The sequence below is a fragment of the Simkania negevensis Z genome, assembly GCF_000237205.1.
GTDB classification, from domain to species: domain Bacteria; phylum Chlamydiota; class Chlamydiia; order Chlamydiales; family Simkaniaceae; genus Simkania; species Simkania negevensis.
Window position 1 is genome coordinate 349,347 of record NC_015713.1, and the last position, 26,170, is coordinate 375,516.

Sequence of the window (26,170 nt, forward strand, 5' to 3'; positions counted from 1 at the left end):
TCGTCGATCTTAAGTGGTCTAATATTAGGAATATGAGGCCACTTAAGATCGACGAATGACGGTGCTTTGGCGCAGCCGAAAATCCAATTTTTGAAGTTGTTTGAGTATATTTTGTTACGAAAAAGGATTTTTTATACCATCTCTTTGTCAAAAATGGTGAGAATTTAAGAGAACTTTCTCCTGAAAATAAGCAAAATAAACCCAGACTTCAGATTGCTCAAGATTTGCCCCCATTTCTCTTGTCAAATAAATAAAGTTGGACTAATTTATCGCCTACTTTTTCGGGTGGAGGAGTGTCCGAGCGGCCGAAGGAGCACGCTTGGAAAGCGTGTATGCGTGATAAACGTATCGTGGGTTCGAATCCCACCTCCTCCGTTGTTTTTTATTTTGGGATATATAAATCTGTTTAAAAAACAGTGAAACTAAACCAAAGGAAGCCAAGGGATGAAGTGTCCCTATTGTGGTCACGTTGAACTCAAAGTGACTGACTCGCGAAATGCGAATGAAACCAATGCCATTCGACGCCGAAGAGAGTGTCTTAATTGTTCAAGACGTTTTACGACTTTTGAAACCGTAGACATTTCTCTTCAAGTGAAAAAGCGAGATGGTAGTTATGAGGATTTTCAACTCGAAAAGTTGATAAAAGGAGTTGATGCAGCAGCTAGGCACACCCGTATTAGCCATGATCAGGTGCGTGATTTGGCTTCATCAATTGTAAATGAACTCATTGAAAAACAAGTACGAGAAATCAATACGATCCAACTTGGTGAAATTGTGATGGAACGTCTGCGACATCTCGATACTGTAGCTTATATTCGTTTTGCTTGCGTCTATAGGCGTTTTAAAGACCTTGAAGAAATAGTAAACGCACTTAATACAGCGTCAACAGAAGACGAAAAAGTGAAAACATAAGGAACCTTGAGAGATGGCTCTAAAAAAAAGTGACATTGAAACTTTTAAACAACGCCTCATTGAATTGCGCGGTGAAATCAATCGAACTTTAGGTAAAGTATCTGAGGATGTGAAAAACAAAGAAGAACCTAAAGGGTATTCTCAGCACCAAGCTGATGAAGGGACAGATGACTTTGGTCAAACAATTTCGATTGAGATTTCTGGAAAAGAACAGTCGATTTTACGGCAAATTGAGAGAGCTCTCGAAAAAATGGAAGAAGGGACATATGGAGTTTGTGACGTGACAGGGGAAGAAATTCCTTTCAAGCGACTAGACGCTGTTCCGTATGCCACGATGACGGTACAAGCACAGGAAAAATATGAAAAAGGACTTCTTTAAAAAACGGCGCTTTTTTCCTTTTATCCTTGTAGGAGCGGTTTTGCTCTTGATTGACATGATCACAAAATTCTGGGTGTTTCACGGCCTCGCCAATATGCTCTATGCATCTCCTTTTTATCCTTATGGAGGGATTGGAGTTTTCGAAAATGTGTTTGGAATCGATTTTTGTATCAATCGGGTGACAAACCAAGGTGGTGCTTGGGGGATCTTTGGCTCATATCCCATCGTATTACTCATAGTTCGCATCGCAATTCTCGTTAGCGTCATGATTTATGCATTGTTTATCAATGATATGAAAACACGACAAATTCCCCTTTTGTTGGTTATCACCGGAGCATTAGGCAATATTCTAGATCGCTTTATCTATGGATCTGTCGTAGATATGTTTCACTTTACCTTATGGGGGTACTCGTTCCCAGTTTTTAATATTGCAGATACTATGATTTTCTTTGGTGTTGCAACGCTGATTATTCAATCCCTTTTTCAAAAAAAGAAGACCAAACATGTGCCCAGATTTTCGCGTTAGTCATCCAAAAGAAGAAGGGGTGTTTCAGGCGTCCAAATGGTTTTCTTATCGTGTACTTTTAGACGAGAGCGAAATGGTGGATCTCTTTGCGTTTCTCCCTCCCTTTGCGCTCTATAATGTTTCAGAAATTGTCCCATTAGAGGAGGCATTTTTTTCTCAGGAAGATTTTTTAAATGAATATGCCAAATCGGCCCAGGCTTTAAAAAATGGAGAGGTTTACACGCCTCCAAAAGCCCTTTTTTCATCGGCTCTCTCAGCAACCTCTGAAGCATTTTATGCGATGGAAGTCCAAAAAGGAGTCATCCTCAAAATTTTGCAGCCTGTCATTCAGCTCTCGAAGCACCACTTTACTTATGCTGCTGAAAATCAATCTTTCCATTTTATGGTTCACAGTCAAGAGTCGATCCAATGGGGTCTTCAGTTTTCTTATCCACAACTCTATTCGAATTCAATGCAAGGTGATGTTGTTGAGGTCATGAAAGAACAAACATATCCCAACACAATCCTTTTTCGCGCTTTGATGCAATGGATGCGCAATCATAGTCGACCAGTCCCGTTTCTCATCAATGGACAGAGAAAAAACGTTGAAGCACGACTGGGAAAAAGGTGTTTTAGTTGGATTGAAAATCATCCTCAACTCAAAGAAAAGGGGCTTGTCGTTGCATGATTGAAATTGTGTCAATTGGAGCAGAACTGCTCACAGGCCAAACCGTTAATACGAATGCTAGCGCGATTTCAAAAGCCCTGTTAAAGCGGGGGTTTGGGGTCAGTCATGTGACAACTGTGCCGGATCACCACAATTCAATGAAAAGAGCCATTGAAGAAGCCATGAATCGTGCATCTGTCGTGATTACGACTGGAGGTTTAGGCCCAACGGGCGATGATATCACCCGCATTACGCTCGCTGAAATTTTCGGCAAAAAGCTTGTCTATGATGAAAATGTAGCGGCTGAACTTGAAAGACGTTACGGTAAAGAACTTGAGACCTTAGCAGATCAAGCGACAGTGATCGAGGGCGCTCATGTGATTCCAAATCCGCTAGGAACAGCACCCGGATTCATTTTAAAAAAAGAGGAGAAAACAGTCATTGTTCTCCCTGGCGTTCCTGTCCAAATGCAAGAAATGCTAGAAAAAAGTGTGATTCCTTATTTGGAAGAAACGCAAAAACGCCATCTTTTTGAGCATGCAGTCTATCTTTTCTTAATGTCGGAACAACACGTTGATCCCTTTTTGCGCTCACTTGAAGCGAAGAACCCCAAAGTTGAGTTTGGGATTTGCCCATCCTATGGGACCCTTTCAATTTACCTGCGAGCACAAGCTCAGTCAAAAGAAGAAGCGGAAGAAAGATTTGCTCCGATTCTGTTTGCTCTTAGAGAGAAATTTAAGCATCGAATTTTTTCTGAAAAGCATCACGATATCGAATATGCTGTGCATGAACAGTTCATTGCGCGGGGGCTTACTCTTGCATGCGCTGAATCGTGTACAGGAGGGAGAATCGCATCGCGGTTAACAAAAATTAGTGGATGCTCTGACTACTTCTTAGGAAGCCTTGTCACCTATTCAAATCACATGAAAACAACCGTCCTTGGTGTGAAACCGGAAACGCTAAATACACATGGCGCAGTGAGTCGTGAAACCGTCATTGAAATGGTGCTAGGAACCCTTTCTTTGAGCAGCGCTGATTACGCTCTTGCCGTTTCTGGAATTGCAGGTCCAACAGGAGGAACGGAAGAAAAACCTGTTGGGACGGTATGGGGAGCTATAGGCCATAAAAGGGGAGATGTATTTGCAGGTCTATTGTCTTTGAAGGGAACACGCAAACGGTCCACGTTGATTGAGTACTCTGCAACATATCTCTTGTCCCATCTTTGGCGCTATATCCAATTTGACATTCCACCCTTTGAAGGCTCATGAGCGATTATATCTTAATAGACAGTGGCAATGAAAAGAAGCTTGAACAATTTGGTGAATATACCTTGATTCGTCCTTGCCCTCAAGCTGTTTGGGAGCCACGGTTTCCCCAAAAATGGGAGACACATCACGGAGAATTTGTACGTGATCAAGGGAATCAATGGAAAAAAAAGAAAATCCCTTCTTCGTGGACAATCACCTATGAGAAACTCAAGTTCAAGCTCATGCCAACCGACTTTGGCCATCTGGGTTTATTTCCTGAGCACGCTATGCACTGGAAGTGGATGGAAAAAAAGATGGTCGATCAGAAAAAATCAGTTTTGAACCTTTTCGCCTATTCTGGTGCGGCTACACTGGCCCTTGCTCAAAAAGGAATTTCGGTGTGTCACTTAGATGCTTCGAAAGGAATGGTGCAATGGGCACGAGAAAATGCAGCTTTAAATGGCTTAGAAAAAGCTCAAATTCGTTGGATTGTTGACGATGCACTCAAGTTTTTAAAACGAGAAATCAAACGTGAAGTTCAGTATCAAGGAATCATCCTTGATCCTCCAACATTTGGACGAGGCAATCAAGGCCAAGTTTTTAAAATCGAGCGTGACATCATCCCACTTTTAAGCTTGTGTAGACAAGTTGTTGCAAGTGATGGCTTCATTGTATTGACAGCACATACACCAGGATTTACCCCCACTGTACTCGAGCATGTTTTAACACAAACACAACCTAAGGGAGAAATCGAAGCAGGAGAGATGTTAATCGCATCAGAGTCATTTTCCCTTCCAAGTGGAAGTTATGCGAGGTGGCATGGATAAGATCACGAGTTTACAAAATCCCAAGGTGAAAGGAGCCGTCAAACTTCGAGAGAGAAGAGAACGGGAAAAAACGCAAACATTTTTGATAGAAGGGTATCGTGAACTCCTTCGGGCTGTAGAAGGTCAAGCCAAACTGGAAACGCTCTTTTATTCTCCTTCCCATTTTTTAGGGTCGAATGAAAACAATTTGATCGAAAGGATTCTTTCTTTAAATGTCGAAGTCATTGAAGTGAGCAAAGAGGTCTTTGAAAAGCTCTCCTATCGTGATCGCCCAGATGGACTCCTTGCAATTGCCTTGCAACAGCATTTATCACTTGAAGAGCTGTCGCTTGGAGAAGTTCCTTTTATTTTAGTCGCAGAAGCGATCGAAAAGCCTGGGAACTTAGGTTCAATTCTCCGCTCTTGTGATGCTGTAGGAGTCGATGCCTTACTTTTGTGTGACAGGACAACTGATGTGCACAACCCCAATGTTGTGCGGTCTAGCGTTGGAACTTTATTTACGGTGCCTATTGTTGAGACGACATCCGAAGCGGCTTTGATGTGGCTAAATGAACAGAAGATTCCTATTATTTCTTCTTCACCTAATGCCCCAAATATTTACACAGAAGTTGATCAAACAGGCCCAGTCGCTCTTGCTGTTGGAACAGAGCAATTGGGGCTTTCTGAAACATGGATTGACGCAGCTTCTAAATTAGTCAAAATTCCGATGCTTGGTCATGCAGATTCCTTAAATGTTGCTGCTGCAACCACCTTATTGCTTTATGAAGTCATACGTCAAAGAACCCATCTATCTCGATAATCACGTTTGCGTTGTGAACAAGCCTGCAGGCCTTCCGACTCAGCCCCGCCCTTCAGGTGGAGAAAGTTTGGAAGGAGATATAAAAGCTTGGATCAAACAGAAATTTCATAAACCAGGCAATGTCTTTTTAACCCCTGTTCATCGCCTAGACCTTCCAGTAAGTGGGCTTGTACTATTTGCACGCACGAGTAAGAGTCTGTCAAGGCTGCAAGCACAAATGCGCGAGAGAAAGATTCGAAAAACTTATTTTGCCCGTGTTGAGGGGAGATTGAAGGAAAAAGAAGGGTGTTTGCGTCATTTTATCTCCCATGGAAGCCGGCGAGCTCAGATTGTTTCTCAAGAACAAGGGAAAGAAGCAGTCCTTTCCTATCGCGTTATCAAAGAATGGAAAGATCAAACGCTACTGGAACTAGAGTTGCACACAGGACGTTACCATCAAATCCGGGCCCAACTCTCTTTTATGGGGCATCCCATTCGTGGAGATGTGAAATATGGAGCAAAAACTCAAGGAGATCACATCGATTTGCATCATGGGAAACTCATTTTTTTTCACCCTATTTCACAAGAAGAAATCACTGTGGAAAGCCTCCCACCCTTTTGACAGATTCCCGTTTTTGGTGGAAATTTTATTGCCATTTAAGTAAAGTTCTTAACAGCACATGGATTTAGATACAGTCATCCTAATAATCCATCTGTCAAAGCAAAGGAGAACCTGCAATGCATGTCTTTTCTAATTAACCCCCGCTCACACTCACCCATAATGGAATTATGAATCAATCCGAACATTTTGAAACGATGCTTTTCATCCCTTTTTCCCCAAATTCTAAGGTTTTTCCTAGCTCAACTTGCTCAAAATTGTGCATCAAAATGACACTAGAATTTGAAAAAATAATCATCCAAAAAAATCACTTTACAATAACGGGATAGGTTCATGAAACCTTGGCTTAAGATACTTATCGGCCTTGTTCTAGGCGTGGTCACAGGACTGATTTTAAATCGTCAGGTTGAATTTTTATCGCTTGTTGGGAAAGCCTTCATTGACCTTCTCAAGATGCTTGTTGGACTCATTGTCTTTTCCTCGCTTGTCACTGGGATGTGTCATATCAATGACCCCAAGAAGCTAGGACGTATTGGTGCACGAACACTCATTTTCTATGGTGTCACAACCCTCATTGCAATTGGCTTTGGACTGGTTATGGTTTATGCCATTCAGCCTGGAAAAAACTTGAATTTAACCTTAGCCGATGGGATGGGATCTGGGGGAAATTTAAGTTTGATCGACTTTATTTTTTCAATTGTCCCGTCGAATCCATTTGCTTCTTTTGCAGAGGGAAATGTTTTACAAATTATTGTCTTTGCAATTTTCTTTGCCTTTGCCATCACACTAGCGAAAGAAAAGGCCAAACCGATTTTACATTTTATCGAATCGATTAGCGAAGTGATGGCTAATTTGACCCATGTTGTAATGCGTTTTGCACCCTATGGGGTGTTTGCTCTAATGGCTACAGCAGTGGGCGCTGTCGGTTCAAAAATAATTTTACCTCTTTTCTGGGCTGTTGTCTGTATCTTTTGTGCTTGTGTGCTTCATGTTGTCATTGTTTTTGCTGGGTCTCTTAAAGGGCTTGCAAAAGTCGACATTGCCCCATTTTTCAAGGGGATGAAAGATGCGATTATCGTAGCATTCACTACGAGCAGCAGTTCAGCGACGTTGCCTGTTTCATTAGAGTGCGCGCGCGATCATTTGGGACTTTCTCCGGATATTTCTGGGTTTGTCCTCTCTTTGGGGTCGACGATTAACATGAATGGAACGGCTATAGGGCAAGCTGTCTTATCGATTTTCATTGCACAAGCCTATGGGATTGAAATCACCCCAATTAGTATTCTTATTTTGATTTTTACAACGCTCATTTCTGCCGTTGGGACAGCAGGAATACCTGGAAGCGGCCTGGTGATGCTCTCAATCGTCCTCAATGCCATGGGGCTTCCTTTAGAAGGGATAGGGATCGTTGCAGCAATCGACCGCTTTAGAGATATGTTCGGGACTGTAGTAAATATTCTTGGGGATGCAGTTGCAGCTGTCTATGTTGCCAAAAAGGAGGGGCAAATTGACGAAAAAAAATATCATACCGTTACCTGGATAAGTTGATCATGCCCAAATTTTTGATCGCAAATATCAGCAATTTTCGGGTACAATGGTCAACGTTACCGTTTTGGGGTCTATTAAAGTCCTATTTTGGAGCGGTTTTATACACTACCTTATTTGGAGAAAACTCATGAAACTTTTTGTTGGAAACTTACCGAAAGAATATACCGAGGACGACCTCTTGCAGCTCTTGACTGAATTTGGATCTCCTAAAAATCCCAAGATTATCAAAGATCGTGATACTGGGCAATCTAGAGGATTTGGCTTTGTTGAGCTAGAGTCCAAAGAAGAAGGAACAGCCGCTATTGAGAAGCTCAATGGAAAAGAAATTGGTGGCCGTGCCTTAACAGTTAGCGAAGCCCGCGAACAAAGTGGTGGCGGCGGCGGCGGTCGTGGCGGTCCACGTGGTGGCGGCGGACGCGGTGGCCCACCAAGACGCGGCGGTGGAGGATTTCGCCACTAGGCGTTATCCGCAAACTGGATAAATATTGTCATTTTGGTTACACTCGCGCAAACGAATAAACTCTATAAAAAATTTTCTGTTTTTTGAAAAGGGATGACAATGCGCGAACCGATCAAGAAGTCTGTTAAAGAAGCAATACAAGCTATTCAGACCTTAGCTTCTGAAGAAGGCCTGGAGTTTCTTGAAAAGCTTTCATGGATGATTATCGATACCTATCGGCAAGGTGGCAAGCTTCTTATTGCTGGCAATGGAGGAAGCTTGTGTGATGCCATGCACTTTGCCGAGGAAATGACCGGGTTTTTTAGGGCAAAAAGGCAAGCTTTGCCTGCCATTGCCCTTTCTGATCCTGGACATATGAGTTGTGTTGCCAACGACCTGTCCTTTGATGATGTCTTTGCTAGAGGAGTTCAAGCCCATGGAAAAAAGGGTGATCTCTTTATTGCTCTCACCACGAGTGGAAATTCTGAGAATCTTTTTCGAGCAGTAAAAGCAAGTCAAAAAAGGGGACTCAAAACGGTTGCATTTCTGGGGAAAACAGGGGGTAAGATGAAAGGCCTTTGTGACTTAGAATGGATCGTTTCTGGATTTAAATATTCCGACCGCATTCAAGAAGCACACATGGCTGCGATTCATATCATAATTGAAATGGTTGAAGCAGAACTTATGCAACATGCTGAAGAAATTGATCTCGAACCAGCTGGAGCCCATTAATTCTATGACGGTTCAACTCGAATCTTATATCACCGACCATATTGAAGGGCGGAGAAAGTCTTCCCTTGTGCGAGGTGTTTTGCATGGATTGAGTAAACTTTTCAAGTTTGGAGTGACCCTCCGAAACTTTGCCTTTGACTATCATCTGATTAAAGAGTCAAAAGTTGACATCCCAGTGATCAGTATTGGGAACATCATAGCCGGAGGAACAGGAAAAACCGCGCTCATTCAAAAGCTTGGAAAAGACCTTTCCCGAAATAAACGGGTATCTGTTTTGCTCCGTGGATATCGCTCTGAAATCGAAAAAGTCGGAGGAAGCCTCCATCTAATCGACCGGTCTCGTATCACTCCAAATGTATGTGGCGATGAGGCCTACTTGCTTTGGAAAACTCTCCCTGAACTCAAATTGTTTATAGGAAAAGATCGACGTCTCAATGCTCAAAGGGCGGCATACCATGAGGCGGAGCTAGTATTACTTGATGATGGGATGCAATACCGCCGTCTCCATCGTGATCTTGAAATTGTCATGCTCCATGCTGACGATCTCTATGGTAAAGGGTTTTATCTACCACGTGGCTATTTACGAGATTCACCCAAACGACTAAAAGAAGCCGACTTTGTCATCATCAATCATGTTAGAGATCAAGACCATTTTGAAGAGCTTAAGAAAGACGTTGAACAACAAACATCAGCATCCTTAATCGGAATGCAGATGGTTCCTGAAACTATTGAAGGGAAAAATAGAGAAATTTGGGACGAAGTGCAAGGTATGAGGGCTGCAGTTTTTTGCGGGCTTGGAAAACCGAAATCTTTCTTCAAAACCATTGAAAAGATGGGGATTGAAATTGCCGAAACACTCATTCTTCCCGATCATATTCCTCCTACGAGGCGCCAACTTATTGATCTTGCTATTTTGGCAGAAGAAAAGGGTTGTGAGATCCTCTTATGTTCAGAAAAAGATTGGGTGAAACTTCCCGAACCCCTGAAACTTTCTCTCCCGATTGCTTACGTGAAAGCGTCACTGCAAGTTGTAGCGCAACCTGAAAACTACGACGAGCTGCTTAAGAAAATTCTAACTCTAACCCAAGGAACATCCTCATGAAACCGTGGATTAAGATTCTTGTCGGTCTTGTGCTCGGGATCATTGCAGGGCTTGTTTTAGGACATCAAGTGGATTTCCTCGAGAGAATTGGAAAAGCCTTTATTGATCTTCTCAAGATGCTCGTTGGGCTGATTGTTTTTTCCTCGCTTGTAACAGGAATGTGTCACATCAGCGATCCTAAAAAATTGGGGCGCATTGGAACGCGCACTATTTTATTTTATGCAGGAACGACGATTCTTGCCATTGTATTTGGGCTTGCGATGGTCTTTCTGATGAAACCGGGGACGGGACTAAGCCTTCCTCTTCCTCCACAATCCGGGGGGGCCATGCAAGGCCTTGGGATCATGGATTTTTTATTTGCGATTGTTCCTTCGAACCCCTTTGCAGCATTTGCAGAAGGGAATGTTTTACAGATCATTGTCTTTGCGATCTTTTTTGCTTTTGCGATCACCCTTTCAGGAGAGAAAGGAAAAGTTGTTTTAAATTTTTTCGAGTCAGTCAGTGAAGTGATGTACTCGCTCACACACTTTATCATGAAACTTGCACCCTATGGAGTCTTTGCCCTCATTGCCACAGCAGTCGGATCTGTAGGAATTAAAGTGATTTTACCCCTCCTCAAGTTTTTGCTTTGTAACTATATCGCTTGCATCCTCCAGATTGTCCTTGTGTTTGCACTTTCCTTGAAGTATTTGGCAAAGCTGAAAGTGGGTCCATTTTTTAAAGGGATGAAAGATGCGATTGTCCTAGCCTTTACAACTAGTAGTAGCTCTGCAACCCTTCCAGTCTCTCTTGAGTGCGCCCGCTATCATCTTGGAATTTCTCCTGACATCTCAGGATTTGTCCTATCTCTTGGTTCAACGATCAACATGAATGGGGCAGCGATTGGGCAAGCCATATCAGCGATTTTTATTGCCCAAGCTTACGGAATTGCCATCACATGGGTGAAAGTTGCGATCCTCATTTTTGTCTCTCTCGTCTCAGCAATTGGAGCGGCAGGAATACCTGGAACAGGAATTGTGATGCTTTCTGTTGTGCTTAACGCAATGGGATTGCCTCTTGAAGGAATCGCCCTTGTTGCTGGCGTAGATCGTTTAAGAGAAATGGTTTCTTCAGTTGTCAATATCTTAGGAGATGCTGTTGCAGCTGTCTTTATTGCCAAACAAGAAAATCAAATTGATGAGAAACAGTACCATGCTGTGACGTGGTTGTAATAGGAAATAGGGTCAATGGAAGAAGAAGTTGAAGTTAAACTCCCAAAGCTTGGTGAAAGTATCGTCAGTGCAACTGTTGTCCAGTGGTTTAAAAAAGAAGGCGATATCGTCAAGCTCGATGAGCCTCTTCTCGAAGTTTCAACAGACAAAGTCAACAGTGAAATACCCTCGCCTGTTTCAGGCAGAATTAAAGCTATCCATGCAGCGCCTGATGAAGAACTCGATGTTGGCGCATTGATTGCGACAATTACGACCGCTGAAATCACATCTGCCGCACCTGAGCCACAAGAGCCCAAGAAAGCCGAAAAAACCGCTACGTGTTCATCCGGTTCTTCAATGAAGAGTTTTTTCACACCCGTTGTATTAAAAATTGCGCAGGAAAAAGGGGTCAATCTCGAGGAACTTGCCAACATCCCTGCGACAGGTGCTGGAGGCCGGCTCTCGAAAAGAGATCTAGAAAAATACCTAACGCAAAAAGGACAAAAGCCATCATCAACATTTGCCTCAACTGAGCAAATTGAGCGGATGAAGATGACCGGCATGCGCAAGATGATTGCTGAAAATATGGTCCGCTCCTTCTACGAAGCACCCCATGCGACGCTCGTGAATGAAGTCGATATCACGAAAGTTGTCAAATTCATTGCGCAAGAAAAAGAAAGCTTTCTCAAAAAGCATGGTTATAAACTTTCTATTACGAGCTTTATTGCTAAAGCCATTGCAAGCGCCGTGAAAGAGTTTCCTCTCATTAACTCTTCCCTTGATGGTGACACGATTGTTGTGAAACGTTTTGTCAATTTAGGGATTGCTGTGAGCGTCGAACAGGGGATTCTCGTTCCCGTGATCCAAAATTGCCAAGGACGAACGATTCCAGATATTGCAAAAGAAGTGGCAGCCCTTTCCGAAAAAGCCCGTTCAAATCGACTCGATCCAAACCAAGTGAAGGAAGGAACGATTACTATGACCAACTTTGGAATGTCTGGAACCCTTATCGGGGTGCCGATCATTCGTTATCCAGAAGTTGCCATTGTTGGAGTCGGAGCGATTCAAAAGAAAGTCGTTGCTCTTGATGACGATACTATGGCAATCCGTTCGATGTTGCATCTCTCGCTTACATTTGATCACCGAGTGATTGATGGAATGTATGGCTGCGGCTTTTTAGCAGCAGTGAAACAGCATCTAGAGCAAGATATCAGCATTTAATCAAACAAGCAAAATTCTGCATAAAAATAATATTTGCAGTGTCGCGTTCCTCTTGATATAGTGTTTTCCCTTTTCGAGTAATACTCTTAAGGAGCGAGGGAAAGTTTATGGCAATAAGAGTTTCAAATGAGTTTTCCACACGTTTGCAAAAAGTGGAGATTGGTCAAGACGCACCTATTGTTAACTGGGAGAAGAGCCGTATCGTAACGCCTGGGGATGTCTTAGGGTATCAGACTGATATGGGATTGAAGCTAGTGACAGAAAATCCTATTCAGATATTTCGACAAGGCCCCGAATCTCAAGGCCTTTTCTTTGAAGGTAAGAGAGTGGTTGCAGGAACAGTAACTGAACAGATTCAGACTCCAACGAAACGTTCGCATGAGAAAAAATCAACTCATATTCAATATGATAAAACTCGTGTGAAACAGAAAGGAGCCGATTTTGAAGTTGATTCTGAAAACTATCGGGAGCACGTTAATTATGATGGGGGGCATATCATTGATCATAAATTTAGTGCTGAAAATTCTCATACATTTGAGGCAAACTACTTTCCACAACATTTCTATTACAACCAAACCTTAAAAGAGTTTTTGGTCAAGGCAAGTCGCTGTGATGCTTTTGTGGAAATTCCCTTATATACCTTAAATCCTCCAAAAATAGGGGTGTTGGGACAAAAAGGAAAGTATCATCCCATTCCAGCTGCAATCATTTTTATTCAGATCAAGAATAAGAAAATTAGGAATATCTATTGTTTTCCTAATAATAACATAGACTATAAGAAGCTTAGTAAGCGGATTCAGAAAAGCAAAAGTGAGACGCTAAGTTCTTACTTCCGATTGGATCCAGCCCTACATCAACTCTTCTTTCCAGCGATAATCGAAGCTACAGCAGAGAAGAAACAAATCTCAAGAGAAGGGAAGTTTCGAGCCTTGATAGATGACGTTACCTTAGGAATGTCTCTCACGGAATGTGCAGATGACATTAATCTGATTACCCGACTCTGTTCTGATGTTCTCCATGGAGAGAAAGTTGATCCAAAGCTTTGCTTGACAACTCCCCACTTTGATCAAATTAAAAAAGAGCCGCTCTGCCTTCCTTTTAATCTCTTGGGAGAATATCTAGTGAGATATTCCCTGAGAAATGCACTAAAATCAGAAGTGATTTCAATCAACTCCCGTTTAATTATCGCAAATGTAATCATCGATTTTATTGAGAACCATCACCAAGTTTCAGATGATGCATTAGATTTTATAGAAACGTTGTCACCAGAGTTTCATAGAACATTAAAAGATCTGACTGCAATTGCTCAGCATATGAATGAAGAAGAGCTCCTTTTCTTTATCAATACGGTCCTGCGTCTTTCAAGTCCGTTTTGTCATGACTTTATGATGGAAGGAAGAGACGATCTTTTTGATGCTTGCAACTTAGATGGATTCTTGCGTCAAACAGGAAACTTATTGAAGCTTTATCTCAAGCGTTTTTCCATTGCCGATCTCGATAAGGAAAAGGGACATCTTATGATTGATATTTTAGGAAGCGCTCAATCTTCGCTTGAGTACTTAATAGAGACAGGATACCCGGAAGAATGCTTTGAAGATTTACTTCCCATCTTATCAGAAGCTGCTAAAGGAGCGCTTGAGTTATTGGAAAGAGAATCTAAAGGTGGATTTAGAGCAGAATTTCAAACAGGTCCCAATAATGTGCAGATGGTTAGAACTTCCACAGGCTATTTAGAAGCAAAGCTTTCATGTCTTGTTTTAGACGAAGAGAGCTCTTCTTCTGAGTAGAAAGTTATTTCTTCTAAGTTCATTAGCCACTTCGATTCATGCGGTATCGATCTTTCATTCAGTTTCATTTGGAGGCTTAATCCAATAGCTGGTTCCAAGCACAACTAAAAGTAGAACTGATAAGAGCCCATGCAAAAGTATAGGAAGTGATTCCGTCTCGCTGAATAGAACGGACCAGACACTGAATGGCGATCATCATATGGCCAGAAGGAAAAGATTCGAAATTATTCCCATTGGGGCGAGGTTTATTTGTGAGTTTTTTAGAGCCATCGTTCCCCGATTTTGTAATAAGATTAAGCTGCAAATGATGAGAGCTTTTTTCGCAGTTTCGATATAATTTTTTTGCGTAAACTTGGAAGGACATCCATAATCCCAATCGATGCGGGGAGTAAATACTGCAAAATGTCACTTGATTTTCAAAAAAAGATATTAAGCGCATTACGAAATTATCTATGTCAAAGAAAGCTTGTTTATTAAGCAATTGAGATCAAGATGGTTTCGTTGTTTGAGGATCACTATTTCTGTTACGGAATGATTAAAACAACTCCTGCCACACAAGTGGAGGGATGAGTGTTATGGCGAAGATATTGGTGACGTAAGTTTACCCTTTGGGAGAGGAGTAACCAGGCTCTCCATTGAACTCATAAAGGTGTTCTGTCTTTATGATGTCCCATCGTCCTTTGATGAGGCTTTTCAAGAGGTCGAGAAGATCTTCTTGAGTGCATAGCCCCTCGTGCATGAAACGGACACGCCATTGGTCAATGCAAAAAGTTTCAGGCATTCCTCCTGGGTAGACGCGGGCTCCTCGATTACTAATCATTTCGAGTTTGAATTCGCCATACGATTCACTGGTCATATTTTTTTCAAACTCTTCCAGCGTCAAATTCGAATAAATGTAAACATCTATGCCGACTAACTTCCGCTTGACTTTGATGGGGGTGCGTTTAAACACAGGTTCTTTTTCAATTTTGGATTCACCGTATGAGACCGCTTTGAGCTCTGATGGTTTTTGACCTAGGTTGCCTGCTACAGCGTCGGCAAATTCTTTTGTTCCTACTTTTTGTTTGCTCACACCCTCTTTGAAAATATCGTAGGTGTGGACTCCATCTTCAATAGTTTTCAACCAAGCATTATGAATAGCTTCGGCTTCGTGCTTGAGCCCAACATGAAGAAGAAGTAAAACAGAAGCAAGCATGAGCGCAGAAGGATTTGCTACATTTTGTCCGGCACGTCTTGGAGCAGAGCCGTGGATTGCTTCAAACATTGCTCCATGGTCTCCAATATTTGCCGAACCAACGAGACCCACTGATCCTGCAATTTGAGCCCCTACATCGGATAGTATGTCTCCGTAAAGGTTAGGCATCACAACCACATCAAAGAGCTCGGGGGTATCAGCAAGCTTTGCAGCACCAATATCGACAATCCAGTGATCGCTCTCAATATTCGGATACTCTTTTGCGACTCGGTTAAAAACTGCATGGAAAAGACCATCGGTAAGCTTCATGATATTATCTTTCACGAAGCAGGTTACTTTCTTCCTGTTGTTCCGTTTGGCATATTCGAAGGCATAACGGATGATTTTTTCAGACCCCGGTTCAGAAATCAGTTTGATCGATTCACAAACTTCAGGGGATTGGCGGTACTCGATCCCTGAATAGAGGTCTTCTTCATTCTCACGAACGATCACCACATCCATTTCGGGATGTTTTGTCGCCACAAAAGGGTGATAAGAGACGCAAGGGCGCACATTGGCATAGAGCCCAAGAGTTGTTCGAATCGTCACGTTTAAGCTTTTGAAGCCACCTCCTTGAGGAGTTGTGATCGGAGCTTTGAGAAAGGCTTTTGTTTGGCGGATCGTTTCCCATGTCGAATCTTCAATCCCTGTGGGGTGTCCCGCGAGATAAACCTTTTCACCGATTTCGACTTCGCGGTAGTCAAGAGCTGCACTAGAAGCACGCAGAACTTTCAAAGTTGCCTCCATGATTTCTGGGCCGATTCCATCGCCGTGAGCGATTGTAATAGGAACTTTTTGATTCACGATTCGTCTCCTTGCTATATTAATCTCATAATTATACCATTCAAGTCTTGAGATCAAGAGGAATGCGATGTTAAAGGAACTCTTCGAAGAGTACCAGCTCAATTTGAACCATTTTTTTGACCGGATCAATACCGCAAAAGCAGAAGAAATCTTTCAGGAGTTTAAGGGCTGCAAGGGAAAGTTAATCTTTACCGGAGTGGGTAAAAGTGGAATCATTGCCGAAAAACTCTCAACGACGATGATTTCAACAGGGACGACTTCGCTCTATCTTCCTCCCACAAATGCCTTACATGGAGATATCGGAATTGTCGCCAGAGGCGATCTACTCATTTGCATAAGTAAAAGTGGGGAAAGTGAAGAACTTCTCAATTTGATCCCTTTTGTTAAAGAAAGGGGAGCAAAGGCGATTGCCTGGGTGTCTAACCCACAAAGCCGTTTGCTTGAAGTATGCGATTTAGGCATCCACCTTCCGTTTATCAGAGAACTTTGCCCATTTGACCTAGCCCCCACAACATCCACTGCTGTTCAGTTGATTTTTGGAGATGTTTTGACAATGGCCCTCATGAAGGCTAAACGATTTAGTTTGGATGAATATGCTCTGAACCACCCCGCTGGAAATATCGGAAAAAAAATCACCATTCGCGTCCATGACCTTATGCTTAAAGAGCACCGTTTGCCCATTAGTCATCCCAACCAACCTTTACGGGAGGGAATCATTGAGCTTACTAATAAAAGGTGTGGATGTCTCCTGATTACTGATGAAGAGGGAAATCTTAAGGGGATTTTTACTGATGGGGATTTGCGTCGCTGCATTCAAAAAGACCCAACAGGTGTTTTAGAAAAGCCGATGCAAGAGCTCATGACACCGAATTTTTTCTCTATCAATGAAAACTTGCTTGCTTGGGAAGCCTTAACACTCATGCAACAAAATCCAGAAAGACGGGTGATGATGCTTCCTGTCTTAGAAGGTCGCAAACTTGTGGGGCTGCTTCATATGCATGACATCATTCAAGCGGGAATTAGTTAAGCCTTTTGTTTTAAAGTGTTTGTCGATCCTTGACAAAATGATTTTTTGTGTAAAATTGGAATCAGATTCCATTTTTACACATTTTTAGCATGAAATACCGTCGCAGAACTCTTGAAAAAAAGCTCAGAGAATACATTAGTTTCTTCTCAGTCGTGGCAATCACTGGGCCTCGACAGTCAGGTAAGTCCACTAAGCCATGGAGTTGAAATTGATCTTATTATTGACCATAGAAAATCTAAAGAGCTCATCGAAATCAAAGCATCCGAAACGTTTCACCCAAAAATGGTTAAATCCATAGAGGGTCTTATGGAATCAGGAGATAAAGGGTATCTTTTATATCGAGGTGAAGAAGTTCCTTATCTTGAGGATATAAAAGTTCTGAGCTATGAAGCGTATCTAAAGTAGCGTTTTGCATGTCTCAAACGTCTTTTTTGAAAAGTAGGGAAGCAAGAAGTGCTTGCCGTCTTTGAATTGCAAACGAATACCGTAAAATCCCTTCCGCTCCACAAATTGAAATGCTTGGATTTGATCGATTGGGAAAACAATCTCCCCCTTTTTTGCATGGGTAAAGCAAAGTCCTTCCTCATCAAGGGACAAAGAGTGGGGAGTGGTTTCTAGGCGAATGATGCGGCGGTACGGAATCATTCCCACTGAAATAAGGATAAAACTCAAAGCAAAGCCCCAGATCCCCCAGCTTTCAAGAGCTGAAGTCTTAAGAAAAACTCCCATATAAAATAGAAGAAAAAAACCAGGTAAGACGAAAAGTAAACTGCGTCGGATTAGATATCTTTTTAAATTTGGTTTAATCGATGAGTAGAACGTTTCCATACAATAACATTACAAAATTAGTTGTCATATATTAGAAGAAGACGATACCCTAAGCTATATGGTGTGGTCGAGTCCATGTCGTCTTGTCTATGAGGTGGTAAATTTGGAAATCTTTACTTTTTCGCACAATTTCCTAATCACTATTTTTTGTATTGGTTATCTTGCCATCATTCTTGAATTCATCATTCGAGTCAACAAAACAGCTGTCGCACTTCTTCTTGCAGTCTTGTGTTGGCTCATTTATTTTGTTGGAGATCCGCAACCTTTAGAGACAAGTTTAGCTTATTTAGGGACCCATTTAAGTGATGTTTCCCAAATCCTTTTCTTTCTTTTAGGCGCCATGACGCTGGTCGAACTCATCGATTCACACAAGGGGTTTAATACCTTTATTCACTATCTCCACACTCGATCTAAAAGAAAGATGTTGTGGGTGATTTGTTTTATTGCCTTTTTTCTTTCGGCAGTGCTTGATAACTTGACGACGACAATCCTAATGATTTCTATTTTACGTAAGCTCATCCCTCACCGAAGCGAACGTTTTCTCTATTCTTGTATGGTTATTGTTGCAGCAAATGCTGGTGGTGCCTGGACTCCAATCGGAGATGTGACTACCACGATGCTTTGGATTGGCGGGCAGATCACAACGACTAAAGTCATCGGGGAGATTTTCTTTCCCAGCTTTGTTTCATTGCTCTTTCCTTTGCTTGTTTATACTTTTTGTGTGAAAGGAAAATTTCCCAAGTCTGAAATCGATTTTCGGGATGAACCGCTCGAACCAGGTGCTCACCTTGTTTTTTATTGTGGGATTATCCTCTTCCTGTTTGTTCCTTTTTTCAAGTGGCTCACAGGCATGCCACCCTTTATGGGCATGCTCATCTCTCTTTCAATTATGTGGTTGATTACAGATATCATGCACCATAAACATGAGCAGCGGAAGCATCTTCGCGTACCCTTTATTTTAACGAAGATCGATGTCTCAAGTATCCTCTTCTTTTTGGGAATCCTACTTAGTGTCAATGCTCTCGAATCAACGGGACTACTTGAGTCTGCAGCCATGGCGATGGATAAATATTTCAAAAATGAAGCAATCATTGCCACAATCATTGGAATTGTCTCAGCTGTCATCGATAACGTACCCCTTGTTGCTGCAACAATGGGAATGTATGATTTGAAGACGGTTCCGGTCGATTCTCCTTTATGGCTCATGATTGCCTATGCTGCAGGAACAGGTGGAAGTATTCTCGTTATGGGATCCTCAGCTGGTGTTGCCCTCATGGGGCTTGAAAAAGTCGACTTTTTCTCCTATCTCAAGAAAATTAGCTTTCCCGTCTTTATCGGATACATTCTCGGGATGCTTTTCTATGTCTATGTTTTTTAGACCGGGATGTTGTCGATTATACTCAAAACAATTTCAAAAAATGGTTTTAACAATTTTTTGTGTTGATCTCCTTCGATACTCCTAGGGGTTATCTGAATCGATCAACTTGGATCGCTCATTTCTTCTATTTTCTTCATACAAAACACATCAAGTTTTACGATTGCAGGGAGAATCTGAAAACTAAAATTCAAAACCCCTTCACCCTTAATTAAGACATATTCAGAGTGATCTTTAGAAAGTCACTAATTTGTGAAGTAAAGGATCTATTCGTCTAGCAAAAAATAGCTCCATTGTAGCGCAATTTCTAATCTGAAATAAGTTTTAATTATAAAGTAGGAAAAAATATGTCAGTAGATTTAAAAACAGCGATTGAGTCAGCAGAAACATTTATGCAAATCGACGTGCTTTTGCGGGGAGCGGAGGTGAACTTTGTTGTGATCGACGGAGTTTGGAATGGTAGACAAGTGATATCAGTCAATCATCCAGGAAATATTGAACTCCTCGTTCTTTCAAAGAAAGTGGCTTAACAGTTTCAACAAAAAGGGTGTTCTTTTGAAGAGAGTTAAGTTCTAAAAAACCTGTGTGAGAGAATCACGCATTGGTATGATGAAACCGATCCAAAAGCTGTGAATTATATGATGGGGCTTTCTGATATAACTGAGATTTCTGACCTGAAAGCGTTGACTATAATGCTCAAAAAAATGGAATCAGAATGCGAAGGCCTATCTGAAGAAGAGGAGGTAAAACTTCTTATAGAGAGAGAAATCTTTAATGAGAAAAAATTGCCAGTGTATTTCCAGGATCTAGCAGCATATAAGAATTCGCCGATTTATAGGTGTGACTACTTTGAAGGGTGGGGCTTCTTGGTAAAAGATGTCGATCCCTCCCTTTGGTATACCGAAGCAGCATGGAAATACCAGTTTCCAGGAGTTGAAATGCCTTTAAGTTCAACAACTATTAGCTTGATTTTCAATGATGAAGAGTATGCATTTTTCAATATTTTTGAACGCTTGCAAATTGAGGCTGCTAAGGCTCAGATGATGGCATTAAATCACCTCAATACTTAAGAAAAAATAAAGATTTGTTGCTTAAAAAAGAGGCATTTTGCCTCTTTTTTTTTGCTTATACGAAATTGCAAAACAGTGCTGAAAAGGTGTTCTGGAGGCAATTTTCTCTAGAGAGAATTGTAAAAAGTTTATTTTATTTTAAATTTCGTTGCGCGAAAATTAACGGTGTTGTATCTTGTTAGATTCTTTCTTGAAATACCTTCGAGAAAGAGAGAGTGGCACCCTGAGTGCCGCAGCGCTATTTTGACAGTAAAAGTGAAGTGACAAGCATAAGGTTTGTCGCGTATATATTTGAACACTTGTTTTATATACGCTCTTATCAATTCATCCGAGGCAATGACCTCGGAAATTCAAAGATTAGATTCTATTTATTGAGAATTTGATCCTGGTTCAGATTGAATGCTGACGGCGTGGATGAGGCATGCAAGTCGAACGAAGTAGTAACTTGTTACTACTTAGTGGCGAAAGGGTTAGTAATACATGAGTAACTTACCTCTTACCTGGGGATAACGGTTGGAAACGACCGCTAATACCGAATGAGGAGAGCTGGGGTAGCCTGGTTTCTTCAAAGTTGGGGATTCTGCAAAGAACCTTGCGGTAGGAGAGAGGCTCATGGGATATCAGCTTGTTGGTGTGGTAAAGGCGCACCAAGGCTAAGACGTCTAGGCGGGCTGAGAGGTTGACCGCCAACACTGGGACTGAGACACTGCCCAGACTCCTACGGGAGGCTGCAGTCGAGAATCATTCGCAATGGGCGAAAGCCTGACGATGCGACGCCGTGTGAACGATGAAGGCCTTCGGGTTGTAAAGTTCTTTCGCTAAGGAACAAGAAAAGGTAACGAATAATTGCCTAATTTGAGGGTACTTGGTAAAGAAGCACCGGCTAACTCCGTGCCAGCAGCTGCGGTAATACGGAGGGTGCAAGCATTAATCGGATTTACTGGGTGTAAAGGGCGCGTAGGCGGGTAAGCAAGTCAGATGTGAAATTCCGGAGCTCAACTCCGGAGCTGCATTTGAAACTACTTATCTTGAGGGTGGACGGAGAAAACGGAATTCCACGTGTAGCGGTGAAATGCGTAGATATGTGGAAGAACACCGGTGGCGAAGGCGGTTTTCTAGTTCATTCCTGACGCTGAGGCGCGAGAGCAAGGGGAGCAAACAGGATTAGATACCCTGGTAGTCCTTGCTGTAAACACTGCATACTTGGTGTAGTCGGTCTCAACCCCGACTGTGCCGTAGCTAACGCGTTAAGTATGCCACCTGGGGAGTACGCTCGCAAGGGTGAAACTCAAAAGAATTGACGGGGGCCCGCACAAGCAGTGGAGCATGTGGTTTAATTCGATGCAACGCGAAGAACCTTACCCAGGCTTGACATTTAGAGGACCGCATCAGAGATGATGTTTCCCGCAAGGGCCTCTTGACAGGTGCTGCATGGCTGTCGTCAGCTCGTGCCGTGAGGTGTTGGGTTAAGTCCCGCAACGAGCGCAACCCTTGTCGCTAGTTACCAGCACGTAATGGTGGGGACTCTAGCGAGACTGCCTAGGTTAACTAGGAGGAAGGTGAGGATGACGTCAAGTCCGCATGGCCTTTATGTCTGGGGCTACACACGTGCTACAATGGTCGGTACAGAAGGCAGCGAAGCCGAAAGGTGAAGCAAATCCCAAAAGCCGATCCCAGTTCGGATTGAAGTCTGCAACTCGACTTCATGAAGTTGGAATTGCTAGTAATGACGTGTCAGCAATAACGTCGTGAATACGTTCCCGGGCCTTGTACACACCGCCCGTCACATCATGGAAGTTGGTTTTACCCGAAGTCGTCGACTCAACCGCAAGGAGAGAGACGCCGAAGGTAGGGCTGATGACTGGGATGAAGTCGTAACAAGGTAGCCGTACCGGAAGGTGCGGCTGGATCACCTCCTTTAAGGACAAAGATAGCAAAGAGCTTTTAGCTTTTTGCCAATCTAGGTTGAGCAAACCTTATGTTTCCTTGTCACTTCGCTTTTGCTGTCGAGATGGCGCAAATGTGTTTTCTTGACAGAAATTGAAAAGTTATCAAGTTATCATAGATAGTAAATAAATCTAGCAAAGCTGATTTGAATCAGCGCTTGAGAAACAAGTACTCATTATCAAATCAATGGTGAATGGTATTCAATCGCATTTTTCCTGTGAGCTTTGCTCACGGGAGGAAAGTCGGTTGAATATCGATCACAAATTATTGATTAAGCTATTAAGAGCTATTGGTGGATGCCTTGGCATCGACAGGCGATGAAGGACGCGCGTACCTGCGATAAGCTTCGGGGAGCTGGATAGAAGCATTGAACCGAAGATTTCCGAATGGGGGAACCCAGTGGAGTTAGTCCTCCACTATTCCTACCTGAATACATAGGGTTGGAAAGCAATACCTGCTGAATTGAGACATCTAAGTAGGCAGAGGAAAAGAAATCAATTGAGATTCCCGTAGTAGCGGCGAGCGAAGTGGGAAGAGCCCAAACCGAAAATTTATTTTCGGGGTTGTAGGACTAGTCATAAAGCTTAAGTGGACTTAGCATAATCATCTGGGAAGGTGAGCGATACAGGGTGAAAGCCCCGTGTGCAAAGAGAAAGCTTAAGTGAGATTAGCACCTGAGTAGGGCCGGACACGTGAAACCCGGTCTGAATCTGGGGAGACCACTCTCCAAGGCTAAATACTCGTCGATGACCGATAGTGCACAAGTACAGTGATGGAAAGGTGAAAAGAACCCCTGTTAGGGGAGTGAAATAGAATCTGAAACCAGTAGCTTACAAGCGGTCAGAGGCCTATATCCCTTTTAGGGAAATGGCTGATGGCGTGCCTTTTGCATGATGAGCCAGCGAGTTAAGTTATACGGCTAGGTTAAGGAATATACGTTCCGGAGCCGGAGTGAAAGCGAGCGTTAATAGCGCTTACAGTCGTATGATTTAGACACGAAACCAAGTGATCTATCCATGACCAGGATGAAGCACGAGTAACATCGTGTGAAGGTCCGAACTAGTGTATGTTGAAAAATACTTGGATGAGTTGTGGATAGGGGTGAAAGGCCAATCAAACTTGGAGATATCTTGTTCTCTCCGAAATAACTTTAGGGTTAGCCTTGACTTTCAGACTTTTGGGGGTAGAGCACTGGATTCCCAAGGGGGCCTACCGGCCTACCAAAGGAAACCAAACTCCGAATACTAAAAGTTAAGTCAGGAGATAGACAGTGGGGGATAAGCTTCATTGTCAAAAGGGGAACAGCCCAGATCGCCGATTAAGGCCCCTAATTCTATGCTAAGTGAGTAAGGATGTGAAGTTTCACAGACAGTTGGAATGTTGGCTTAGAGGCAGCCACCATTTAAAGAGTGCGTAACAGCTCACCAACCGAGAAATTTTGCGCCGATAATAAACGGGACTAAGCATAGAGCCGAAATCGCGGGTGCCATACATTTGTATGGCGCGGTAGGAGAGCGTAGTATGTGCGGTGAAGATATACCGAAAGGAGTGTTGGAGCGCATACTAGTGAGGATGCATGGCATGAGTACACGATAAAGGAAGTGAGAATCTTCCTCGCCGAAAGCCTAAGGTTTCCAGGGTAAAGCTCGTCTTCCCTGGGTTAGCCGGCCCCTAAGCCGAGGCAGAAATGCGTAGGCGATGGAAAGCAGGTTAAATATTCCTGCGCCACCTAAAACTATGGTGATGGGACGACGAAGTATGTTAAGCACGCGAACTATTGGATGTTCGTTTCTCTATGAGGCCGCTCAGCAGGTAAATCCGCTGAGAGAAAGCCAGGTAGGGGACAAGGGGAACCTTCGGGGGAACCGATGGTGTAGCGCTAGGCTTCCAAGAAATAGTCTCTAACCGTTGATGGTGACCGTACCAAAACCGACACAGGTAGGCATGATGAATATTCTCAGGCGCGCGAGACAACTCTCGTTAAGGAACTCGGCAAATTATCCTCGTAACTTCGGAAGAAGAGGAGCCCCTTGGTGTGATTCCCTTGCGGATAAGCATCGGGGGGCCGCAGAGAAATGGCCCAGGCGACTGTTTAACAAAAACACAGCACTATGCAAACTCGTCTAAGAGGAAGTATATGGTGTGATGCCTGCCCAATGCCAAAAGGTCAACAGGAGGCGTCAGCCCTTCGGGGCGAAGCGCTGAATATAAGCCCTGGTGAATGGCGGCCGTAACTATAACGGTCCTAAGGTTAATAGCTAGCCTTAGTAAAACCAAACTATATGCGGGAAAACCCTCAAAAGCTTTAAGGTACTCGTTTAGATAAGTCTAAGCAGTAAAAATCCTTAAAGATATGTGGGCGATCCGCAGGAAAGACTAATTGCTTGAAACTCTTAGGTAAAACTTGTCCCTGGTGAGACAAGTTAACTAAGAGCTAAATTGGAATCCTCAGAGACCAAACGTTTGGAGTTTGAAATGCATTTAGATGCACAATGGATAGTTGGATTTGTCGATGGAGAAGGATGTTTTAAAGTTTCTCTCAATAAAATGAAGGAAATTGAAACTGAATTCACCGTTGTTCAAAACGAGCAAGATGTACAAGTACTTTTCGCGTTAAAAAAGCATTTTGGATGTGGAGTGGTTCGAAAGATCCCTTCAAACAGGATGTGTTATCGCGTAAAAGAAACTAAACATCTCTTAACAAAGATCATTCCTTTTTTTGAAAAACACTCTCTTAAAACTTTTAAGCGAGTGGAGTTTCAAAAGTTTAGGAAAATACTCTTGAAAATCCAAAGAAATGAGCACATGAGCGCTGATGGAATTGACGAAATTCAAAACATCATCAGACAAGTGGCTTCAATTCAAACTAAGATAGAGTCCGACTCTTTTGGAAACAAAAGGGACTAATCGAGCGAAATTCCTTGTCGGGTAAGTTCCGACCTGCACGAATGGCGTAACGATCTGGGCGCTGTCTCAACGAGAGACTCGGTGAAATTGTAGTAGCGGTGAAGATGCCGTTTACCCGCAGCTAGACGGAAAGACCCCGTGAACCTTTACTGTACTCTGATATTGGCTTTTGACTTGTCATGTGTAGGATAGCCGGGAGGCTGTGAAAGAGATTCGTCAGGATTTCTGGAGCCATCCTTGAAATACCGGCCTTGACATGTTGAAAATCTAACGAAGCCCCGTGAATCCGGGGTTCGGACATTGTCAGACGGGCAGTTTGACTGGGGCGGTATCCTCCTAAAATGTAACGGAGGAGTTCAAAGCTTGCCTCATCGTGGTTGGCAATCACGATTAGAGCGTAAAGGTATAAGGCAAGTTGACTGCGAGACCAACGAGTCGAGCAGGTACGAAAGTAGGACTTAGTGATCCGGCGGTGGAAAGTGGAATCGCCGTCGCTTAACGGATAAAAGGTACTCCGGGGATAACAGGCTTATCGCCACCAAGAGTTCATATCGACGTGGCGGTTTGGCACCTCGATGTCGACTCATCGCATCCTGGGGCTGTAGAAGGTCCCAAGGGTTTGGCTGTTCGCCAATTAAAGCGGTACGCGAGTTGGGTTCAGAACGTCGTGAGACAGTTTGGTCCCTATCTGCTGTGGGCGTAGGATACTTGAGAAGAGCTGCTTCTAGTACGAGAGGACCGAAGTGGACGAACCAATGGTGTTCCGGTTGTTCTGCCAAGAGCATTGCCGGGTAGCTATGTTCGGAAAGGATAAGCGTTGAAAGCATCTAAACGCCAAGCCTCCTTCAAGATAAAGTATCCCTATGAGACAACCTGAAGACGACAGGGTTGATAGGCTGGGTGTGTAAGTACAGCAATGTATTGAGCTAACCAGTACTAATCTGTCCATTGGCTTAATCTTTTTTTTTCATCATTGAAAAATGATTGAGTGCTTTCTCAAGCGTTGTTTCAAGTCAGTTTATGAA

Annotated in this window: 23 protein-coding genes, 1 tRNA gene and 2 rRNA genes; 23 read left to right on the forward strand and 3 right to left on the reverse strand. The window is 42.9% G+C overall.

Going from position 1 to position 26,170, the window contains the following annotated elements; translation table 11 throughout:
• Positions 1 to 287 precede the first annotated feature (287 nt).
• The 16 genes from SNE_RS02305 (at position 288) to SNE_RS02380 (ending at position 13,953) form a co-directional block, all read left to right on the forward strand.
• Positions 288 to 375 (forward strand) — tRNA-Ser (locus SNE_RS02305).
• A gap of 69 nt (positions 376 to 444) precedes the next feature.
• Positions 445 to 912, forward strand: coding sequence for a transcriptional regulator NrdR (gene nrdR / locus SNE_RS02310; protein WP_013942699.1), 468 nt, complete (start codon positions 445 to 447; stop codon positions 910 to 912).
• A gap of 13 nt (positions 913 to 925) precedes the next feature.
• Positions 926 to 1,291: a TraR/DksA family transcriptional regulator gene (locus tag SNE_RS02315; RefSeq protein WP_013942700.1), complete on the forward strand. Its 366-nt coding sequence runs from the start codon at positions 926 to 928 to the stop codon at positions 1,289 to 1,291.
• Positions 1,272 to 1,817 carry a signal peptidase II gene (lspA, locus tag SNE_RS02320; RefSeq protein ID WP_013942701.1) on the forward strand — a complete coding sequence of 182 codons (546 nt, stop codon included), beginning with the start codon at positions 1,272 to 1,274 and terminating at the stop codon, positions 1,815 to 1,817. Before SNE_RS02315 ends, lspA begins: the two co-directional genes overlap by 20 nt.
• Positions 1,795 to 2,484, forward strand: a complete 690-nt coding sequence (locus SNE_RS02325; protein WP_013942702.1) for a hypothetical protein — start codon at positions 1,795 to 1,797, stop codon at positions 2,482 to 2,484. Before lspA ends, SNE_RS02325 begins: the two co-directional genes overlap by 23 nt.
• Positions 2,481 to 3,731: a CinA family nicotinamide mononucleotide deamidase-related protein gene (locus tag SNE_RS02330; protein WP_013942703.1), complete on the forward strand. Its 1,251-nt coding sequence runs from the start codon at positions 2,481 to 2,483 to the stop codon at positions 3,729 to 3,731. Before SNE_RS02325 ends, SNE_RS02330 begins: the two co-directional genes overlap by 4 nt.
• Positions 3,728 to 4,537: a class I SAM-dependent methyltransferase gene (locus tag SNE_RS02335; RefSeq protein ID WP_013942704.1), complete on the forward strand. Its 810-nt coding sequence runs from the start codon at positions 3,728 to 3,730 to the stop codon at positions 4,535 to 4,537. The genes SNE_RS02330 and SNE_RS02335 overlap by 4 nt, the downstream gene beginning before the upstream one ends.
• A complete protein-coding gene (locus SNE_RS02340) occupies positions 4,530 to 5,336 on the forward strand; it encodes a TrmH family RNA methyltransferase (RefSeq protein WP_013942705.1) in 807 nt (268 codons plus the stop codon). The genes SNE_RS02335 and SNE_RS02340 overlap by 8 nt, the downstream gene beginning before the upstream one ends.
• A complete protein-coding gene (locus SNE_RS02345; RefSeq protein ID WP_013942706.1) occupies positions 5,299 to 5,937 on the forward strand; it encodes an RluA family pseudouridine synthase in 639 nt (212 codons plus the stop codon). Before SNE_RS02340 ends, SNE_RS02345 begins: the two co-directional genes overlap by 38 nt.
• A gap of 330 nt (positions 5,938 to 6,267) precedes the next feature.
• Positions 6,268 to 7,482 (forward strand): dicarboxylate/amino acid:cation symporter, encoded by a 1,215-nt coding sequence (locus SNE_RS02350; RefSeq protein ID WP_013942708.1) that lies wholly within the window; start codon positions 6,268 to 6,270, stop codon positions 7,480 to 7,482.
• 127 nt (positions 7,483 to 7,609) lie between these two features.
• Entirely contained in the window at positions 7,610 to 7,942 is a 333-nt protein-coding gene (locus tag SNE_RS02355) for an RNA recognition motif domain-containing protein (protein WP_041418708.1), read from the forward strand.
• A gap of 93 nt (positions 7,943 to 8,035) precedes the next feature.
• Positions 8,036 to 8,653, forward strand: a complete 618-nt coding sequence (locus tag SNE_RS02360; protein WP_013942710.1) for a D-sedoheptulose-7-phosphate isomerase — start codon at positions 8,036 to 8,038, stop codon at positions 8,651 to 8,653.
• 4 nt (positions 8,654 to 8,657) lie between these two features.
• Positions 8,658 to 9,755 (forward strand): tetraacyldisaccharide 4'-kinase, encoded by a 1,098-nt coding sequence (gene lpxK, locus SNE_RS02365; protein WP_013942711.1) that lies wholly within the window; start codon positions 8,658 to 8,660, stop codon positions 9,753 to 9,755.
• Positions 9,752 to 10,966 (forward strand): dicarboxylate/amino acid:cation symporter, encoded by a 1,215-nt coding sequence (locus SNE_RS02370; protein ID WP_013942712.1) that lies wholly within the window; start codon positions 9,752 to 9,754, stop codon positions 10,964 to 10,966. Before lpxK ends, SNE_RS02370 begins: the two co-directional genes overlap by 4 nt.
• 15 nt (positions 10,967 to 10,981) lie before the next feature.
• The gene (locus tag SNE_RS02375; RefSeq protein ID WP_013942713.1) at positions 10,982 to 12,166 is read left to right on the forward strand and encodes a dihydrolipoamide acetyltransferase family protein; all 1,185 of its coding nucleotides are present in this window, start codon (positions 10,982 to 10,984) and stop codon (positions 12,164 to 12,166) included.
• A gap of 107 nt (positions 12,167 to 12,273) precedes the next feature.
• Positions 12,274 to 13,953 (forward strand): hypothetical protein, encoded by a 1,680-nt coding sequence (locus SNE_RS02380; RefSeq protein ID WP_013942714.1) that lies wholly within the window; start codon positions 12,274 to 12,276, stop codon positions 13,951 to 13,953.
• Between the two features lie 76 nt (positions 13,954 to 14,029).
• Here SNE_RS02380 and SNE_RS02385 read toward each other — a convergent pair whose 3' ends face one another.
• Positions 14,030 to 14,317 carry a hypothetical protein gene (locus SNE_RS02385; protein WP_013942715.1) on the reverse strand — a complete coding sequence of 96 codons (288 nt, stop codon included), beginning with the start codon at positions 14,315 to 14,317 and terminating at the stop codon, positions 14,030 to 14,032.
• 237 nt (positions 14,318 to 14,554) lie between these two features.
• On the reverse strand, positions 14,555 to 15,991 hold the full coding sequence (locus SNE_RS02390) for an NADP-dependent isocitrate dehydrogenase (RefSeq protein ID WP_013942716.1): 1,437 nt from the start codon (positions 15,989 to 15,991) through the stop codon (positions 14,555 to 14,557).
• A 67-nt stretch (positions 15,992 to 16,058) separates the two neighbouring features.
• Here SNE_RS02390 and SNE_RS02395 point away from each other — a divergent pair, with 67 nt between their 5' ends.
• On the forward strand, positions 16,059 to 17,018 hold the full coding sequence (locus tag SNE_RS02395; protein ID WP_013942717.1) for a KpsF/GutQ family sugar-phosphate isomerase: 960 nt from the start codon (positions 16,059 to 16,061) through the stop codon (positions 17,016 to 17,018).
• Positions 17,019 to 17,129: 111 nt separating this feature from the next.
• Complete coding sequence (locus SNE_RS02400) at positions 17,130 to 17,423, forward strand: hypothetical protein (RefSeq protein WP_013942718.1); 294 nt, start codon at positions 17,130 to 17,132, stop codon at positions 17,421 to 17,423.
• On the opposite strand, the gene SNE_RS02405 is transcribed toward SNE_RS02400, so the two are convergent.
• Positions 17,415 to 17,846 carry a hypothetical protein gene (locus SNE_RS02405; protein ID WP_013942719.1) on the reverse strand — a complete coding sequence of 144 codons (432 nt, stop codon included), beginning with the start codon at positions 17,844 to 17,846 and terminating at the stop codon, positions 17,415 to 17,417. The genes SNE_RS02400 and SNE_RS02405 overlap by 9 nt on opposite strands.
• 94 nt (positions 17,847 to 17,940) lie before the next feature.
• Here SNE_RS02405 and nhaD point away from each other — a divergent pair, with 94 nt between their 5' ends.
• The 5 genes from nhaD to SNE_RS02430 all read left to right on the forward strand — a co-directional run bounded on the left by nhaD (position 17,941) and on the right by SNE_RS02430 (position 26,106).
• Positions 17,941 to 19,224 carry a sodium:proton antiporter NhaD gene (nhaD, locus tag SNE_RS02410; RefSeq protein WP_408020856.1) on the forward strand — a complete coding sequence of 428 codons (1,284 nt, stop codon included), beginning with the start codon at positions 17,941 to 17,943 and terminating at the stop codon, positions 19,222 to 19,224.
• Positions 19,225 to 19,568: 344 nt separating this feature from the next.
• Positions 19,569 to 19,751 carry a hypothetical protein gene (locus SNE_RS02415; protein WP_013942721.1) on the forward strand — a complete coding sequence of 61 codons (183 nt, stop codon included), beginning with the start codon at positions 19,569 to 19,571 and terminating at the stop codon, positions 19,749 to 19,751.
• A gap of 108 nt (positions 19,752 to 19,859) precedes the next feature.
• The gene (locus SNE_RS02420; RefSeq protein WP_013942722.1) at positions 19,860 to 20,291 is read left to right on the forward strand and encodes a hypothetical protein; all 432 of its coding nucleotides are present in this window, start codon (positions 19,860 to 19,862) and stop codon (positions 20,289 to 20,291) included.
• A 367-nt stretch (positions 20,292 to 20,658) separates the two neighbouring features.
• Positions 20,659 to 22,211: ribosomal RNA gene (locus SNE_RS02425) — 16S ribosomal RNA — on the forward strand.
• A 296-nt stretch (positions 22,212 to 22,507) separates the two neighbouring features.
• Positions 22,508 to 26,106 (forward strand): 23S ribosomal RNA (locus SNE_RS02430).
• Together the 16S and 23S rRNA genes form the textbook arrangement of a ribosomal RNA operon.
• Positions 26,107 to 26,170: the final 64 nt, after the last annotated feature.

Coding starts and splice junctions, on each gene's coding strand:
- nrdR (WP_013942699.1), top strand. CDS start 445: ATGAAGTGTCCCTATTGTGGTCACGTTGAACTCAAAGTGACTGACTCG.
- SNE_RS02315 (WP_013942700.1), top strand. CDS start 926: ATGGCTCTAAAAAAAAGTGACATTGAAACTTTTAAACAACGCCTCATT.
- lspA (WP_013942701.1), top strand. CDS start 1,272: ATGAAAAAGGACTTCTTTAAAAAACGGCGCTTTTTTCCTTTTATCCTT.
- SNE_RS02325 (WP_013942702.1), top strand. CDS start 1,795: ATGTGCCCAGATTTTCGCGTTAGTCATCCAAAAGAAGAAGGGGTGTTT.
- SNE_RS02330 (WP_013942703.1), top strand. CDS start 2,481: ATGATTGAAATTGTGTCAATTGGAGCAGAACTGCTCACAGGCCAAACC.
- SNE_RS02335 (WP_013942704.1), top strand. CDS start 3,728: ATGAGCGATTATATCTTAATAGACAGTGGCAATGAAAAGAAGCTTGAA.
- SNE_RS02340 (WP_013942705.1), top strand. CDS start 4,530: ATGGATAAGATCACGAGTTTACAAAATCCCAAGGTGAAAGGAGCCGTC.
- SNE_RS02345 (WP_013942706.1), top strand. CDS start 5,299: ATGAAGTCATACGTCAAAGAACCCATCTATCTCGATAATCACGTTTGC.
- SNE_RS02350 (WP_013942708.1), top strand. CDS start 6,268: ATGAAACCTTGGCTTAAGATACTTATCGGCCTTGTTCTAGGCGTGGTC.
- SNE_RS02355 (WP_041418708.1), top strand. CDS start 7,610: ATGAAACTTTTTGTTGGAAACTTACCGAAAGAATATACCGAGGACGAC.
- SNE_RS02360 (WP_013942710.1), top strand. CDS start 8,036: ATGACAATGCGCGAACCGATCAAGAAGTCTGTTAAAGAAGCAATACAA.
- lpxK (WP_013942711.1), top strand. CDS start 8,658: ATGACGGTTCAACTCGAATCTTATATCACCGACCATATTGAAGGGCGG.
- SNE_RS02370 (WP_013942712.1), top strand. CDS start 9,752: ATGAAACCGTGGATTAAGATTCTTGTCGGTCTTGTGCTCGGGATCATT.
- SNE_RS02375 (WP_013942713.1), top strand. CDS start 10,982: ATGGAAGAAGAAGTTGAAGTTAAACTCCCAAAGCTTGGTGAAAGTATC.
- SNE_RS02380 (WP_013942714.1), top strand. CDS start 12,274: ATGGCAATAAGAGTTTCAAATGAGTTTTCCACACGTTTGCAAAAAGTG.
- SNE_RS02385 (WP_013942715.1), bottom strand. CDS start 14,317: ATGTCCTTCCAAGTTTACGCAAAAAAATTATATCGAAACTGCGAAAAA.
- SNE_RS02395 (WP_013942717.1), top strand. CDS start 16,059: ATGTTAAAGGAACTCTTCGAAGAGTACCAGCTCAATTTGAACCATTTT.
- SNE_RS02405 (WP_013942719.1), bottom strand. CDS start 17,846: ATGGAAACGTTCTACTCATCGATTAAACCAAATTTAAAAAGATATCTA.
- SNE_RS02415 (WP_013942721.1), top strand. CDS start 19,569: ATGTCAGTAGATTTAAAAACAGCGATTGAGTCAGCAGAAACATTTATG.
- SNE_RS02420 (WP_013942722.1), top strand. CDS start 19,860: ATGATGGGGCTTTCTGATATAACTGAGATTTCTGACCTGAAAGCGTTG.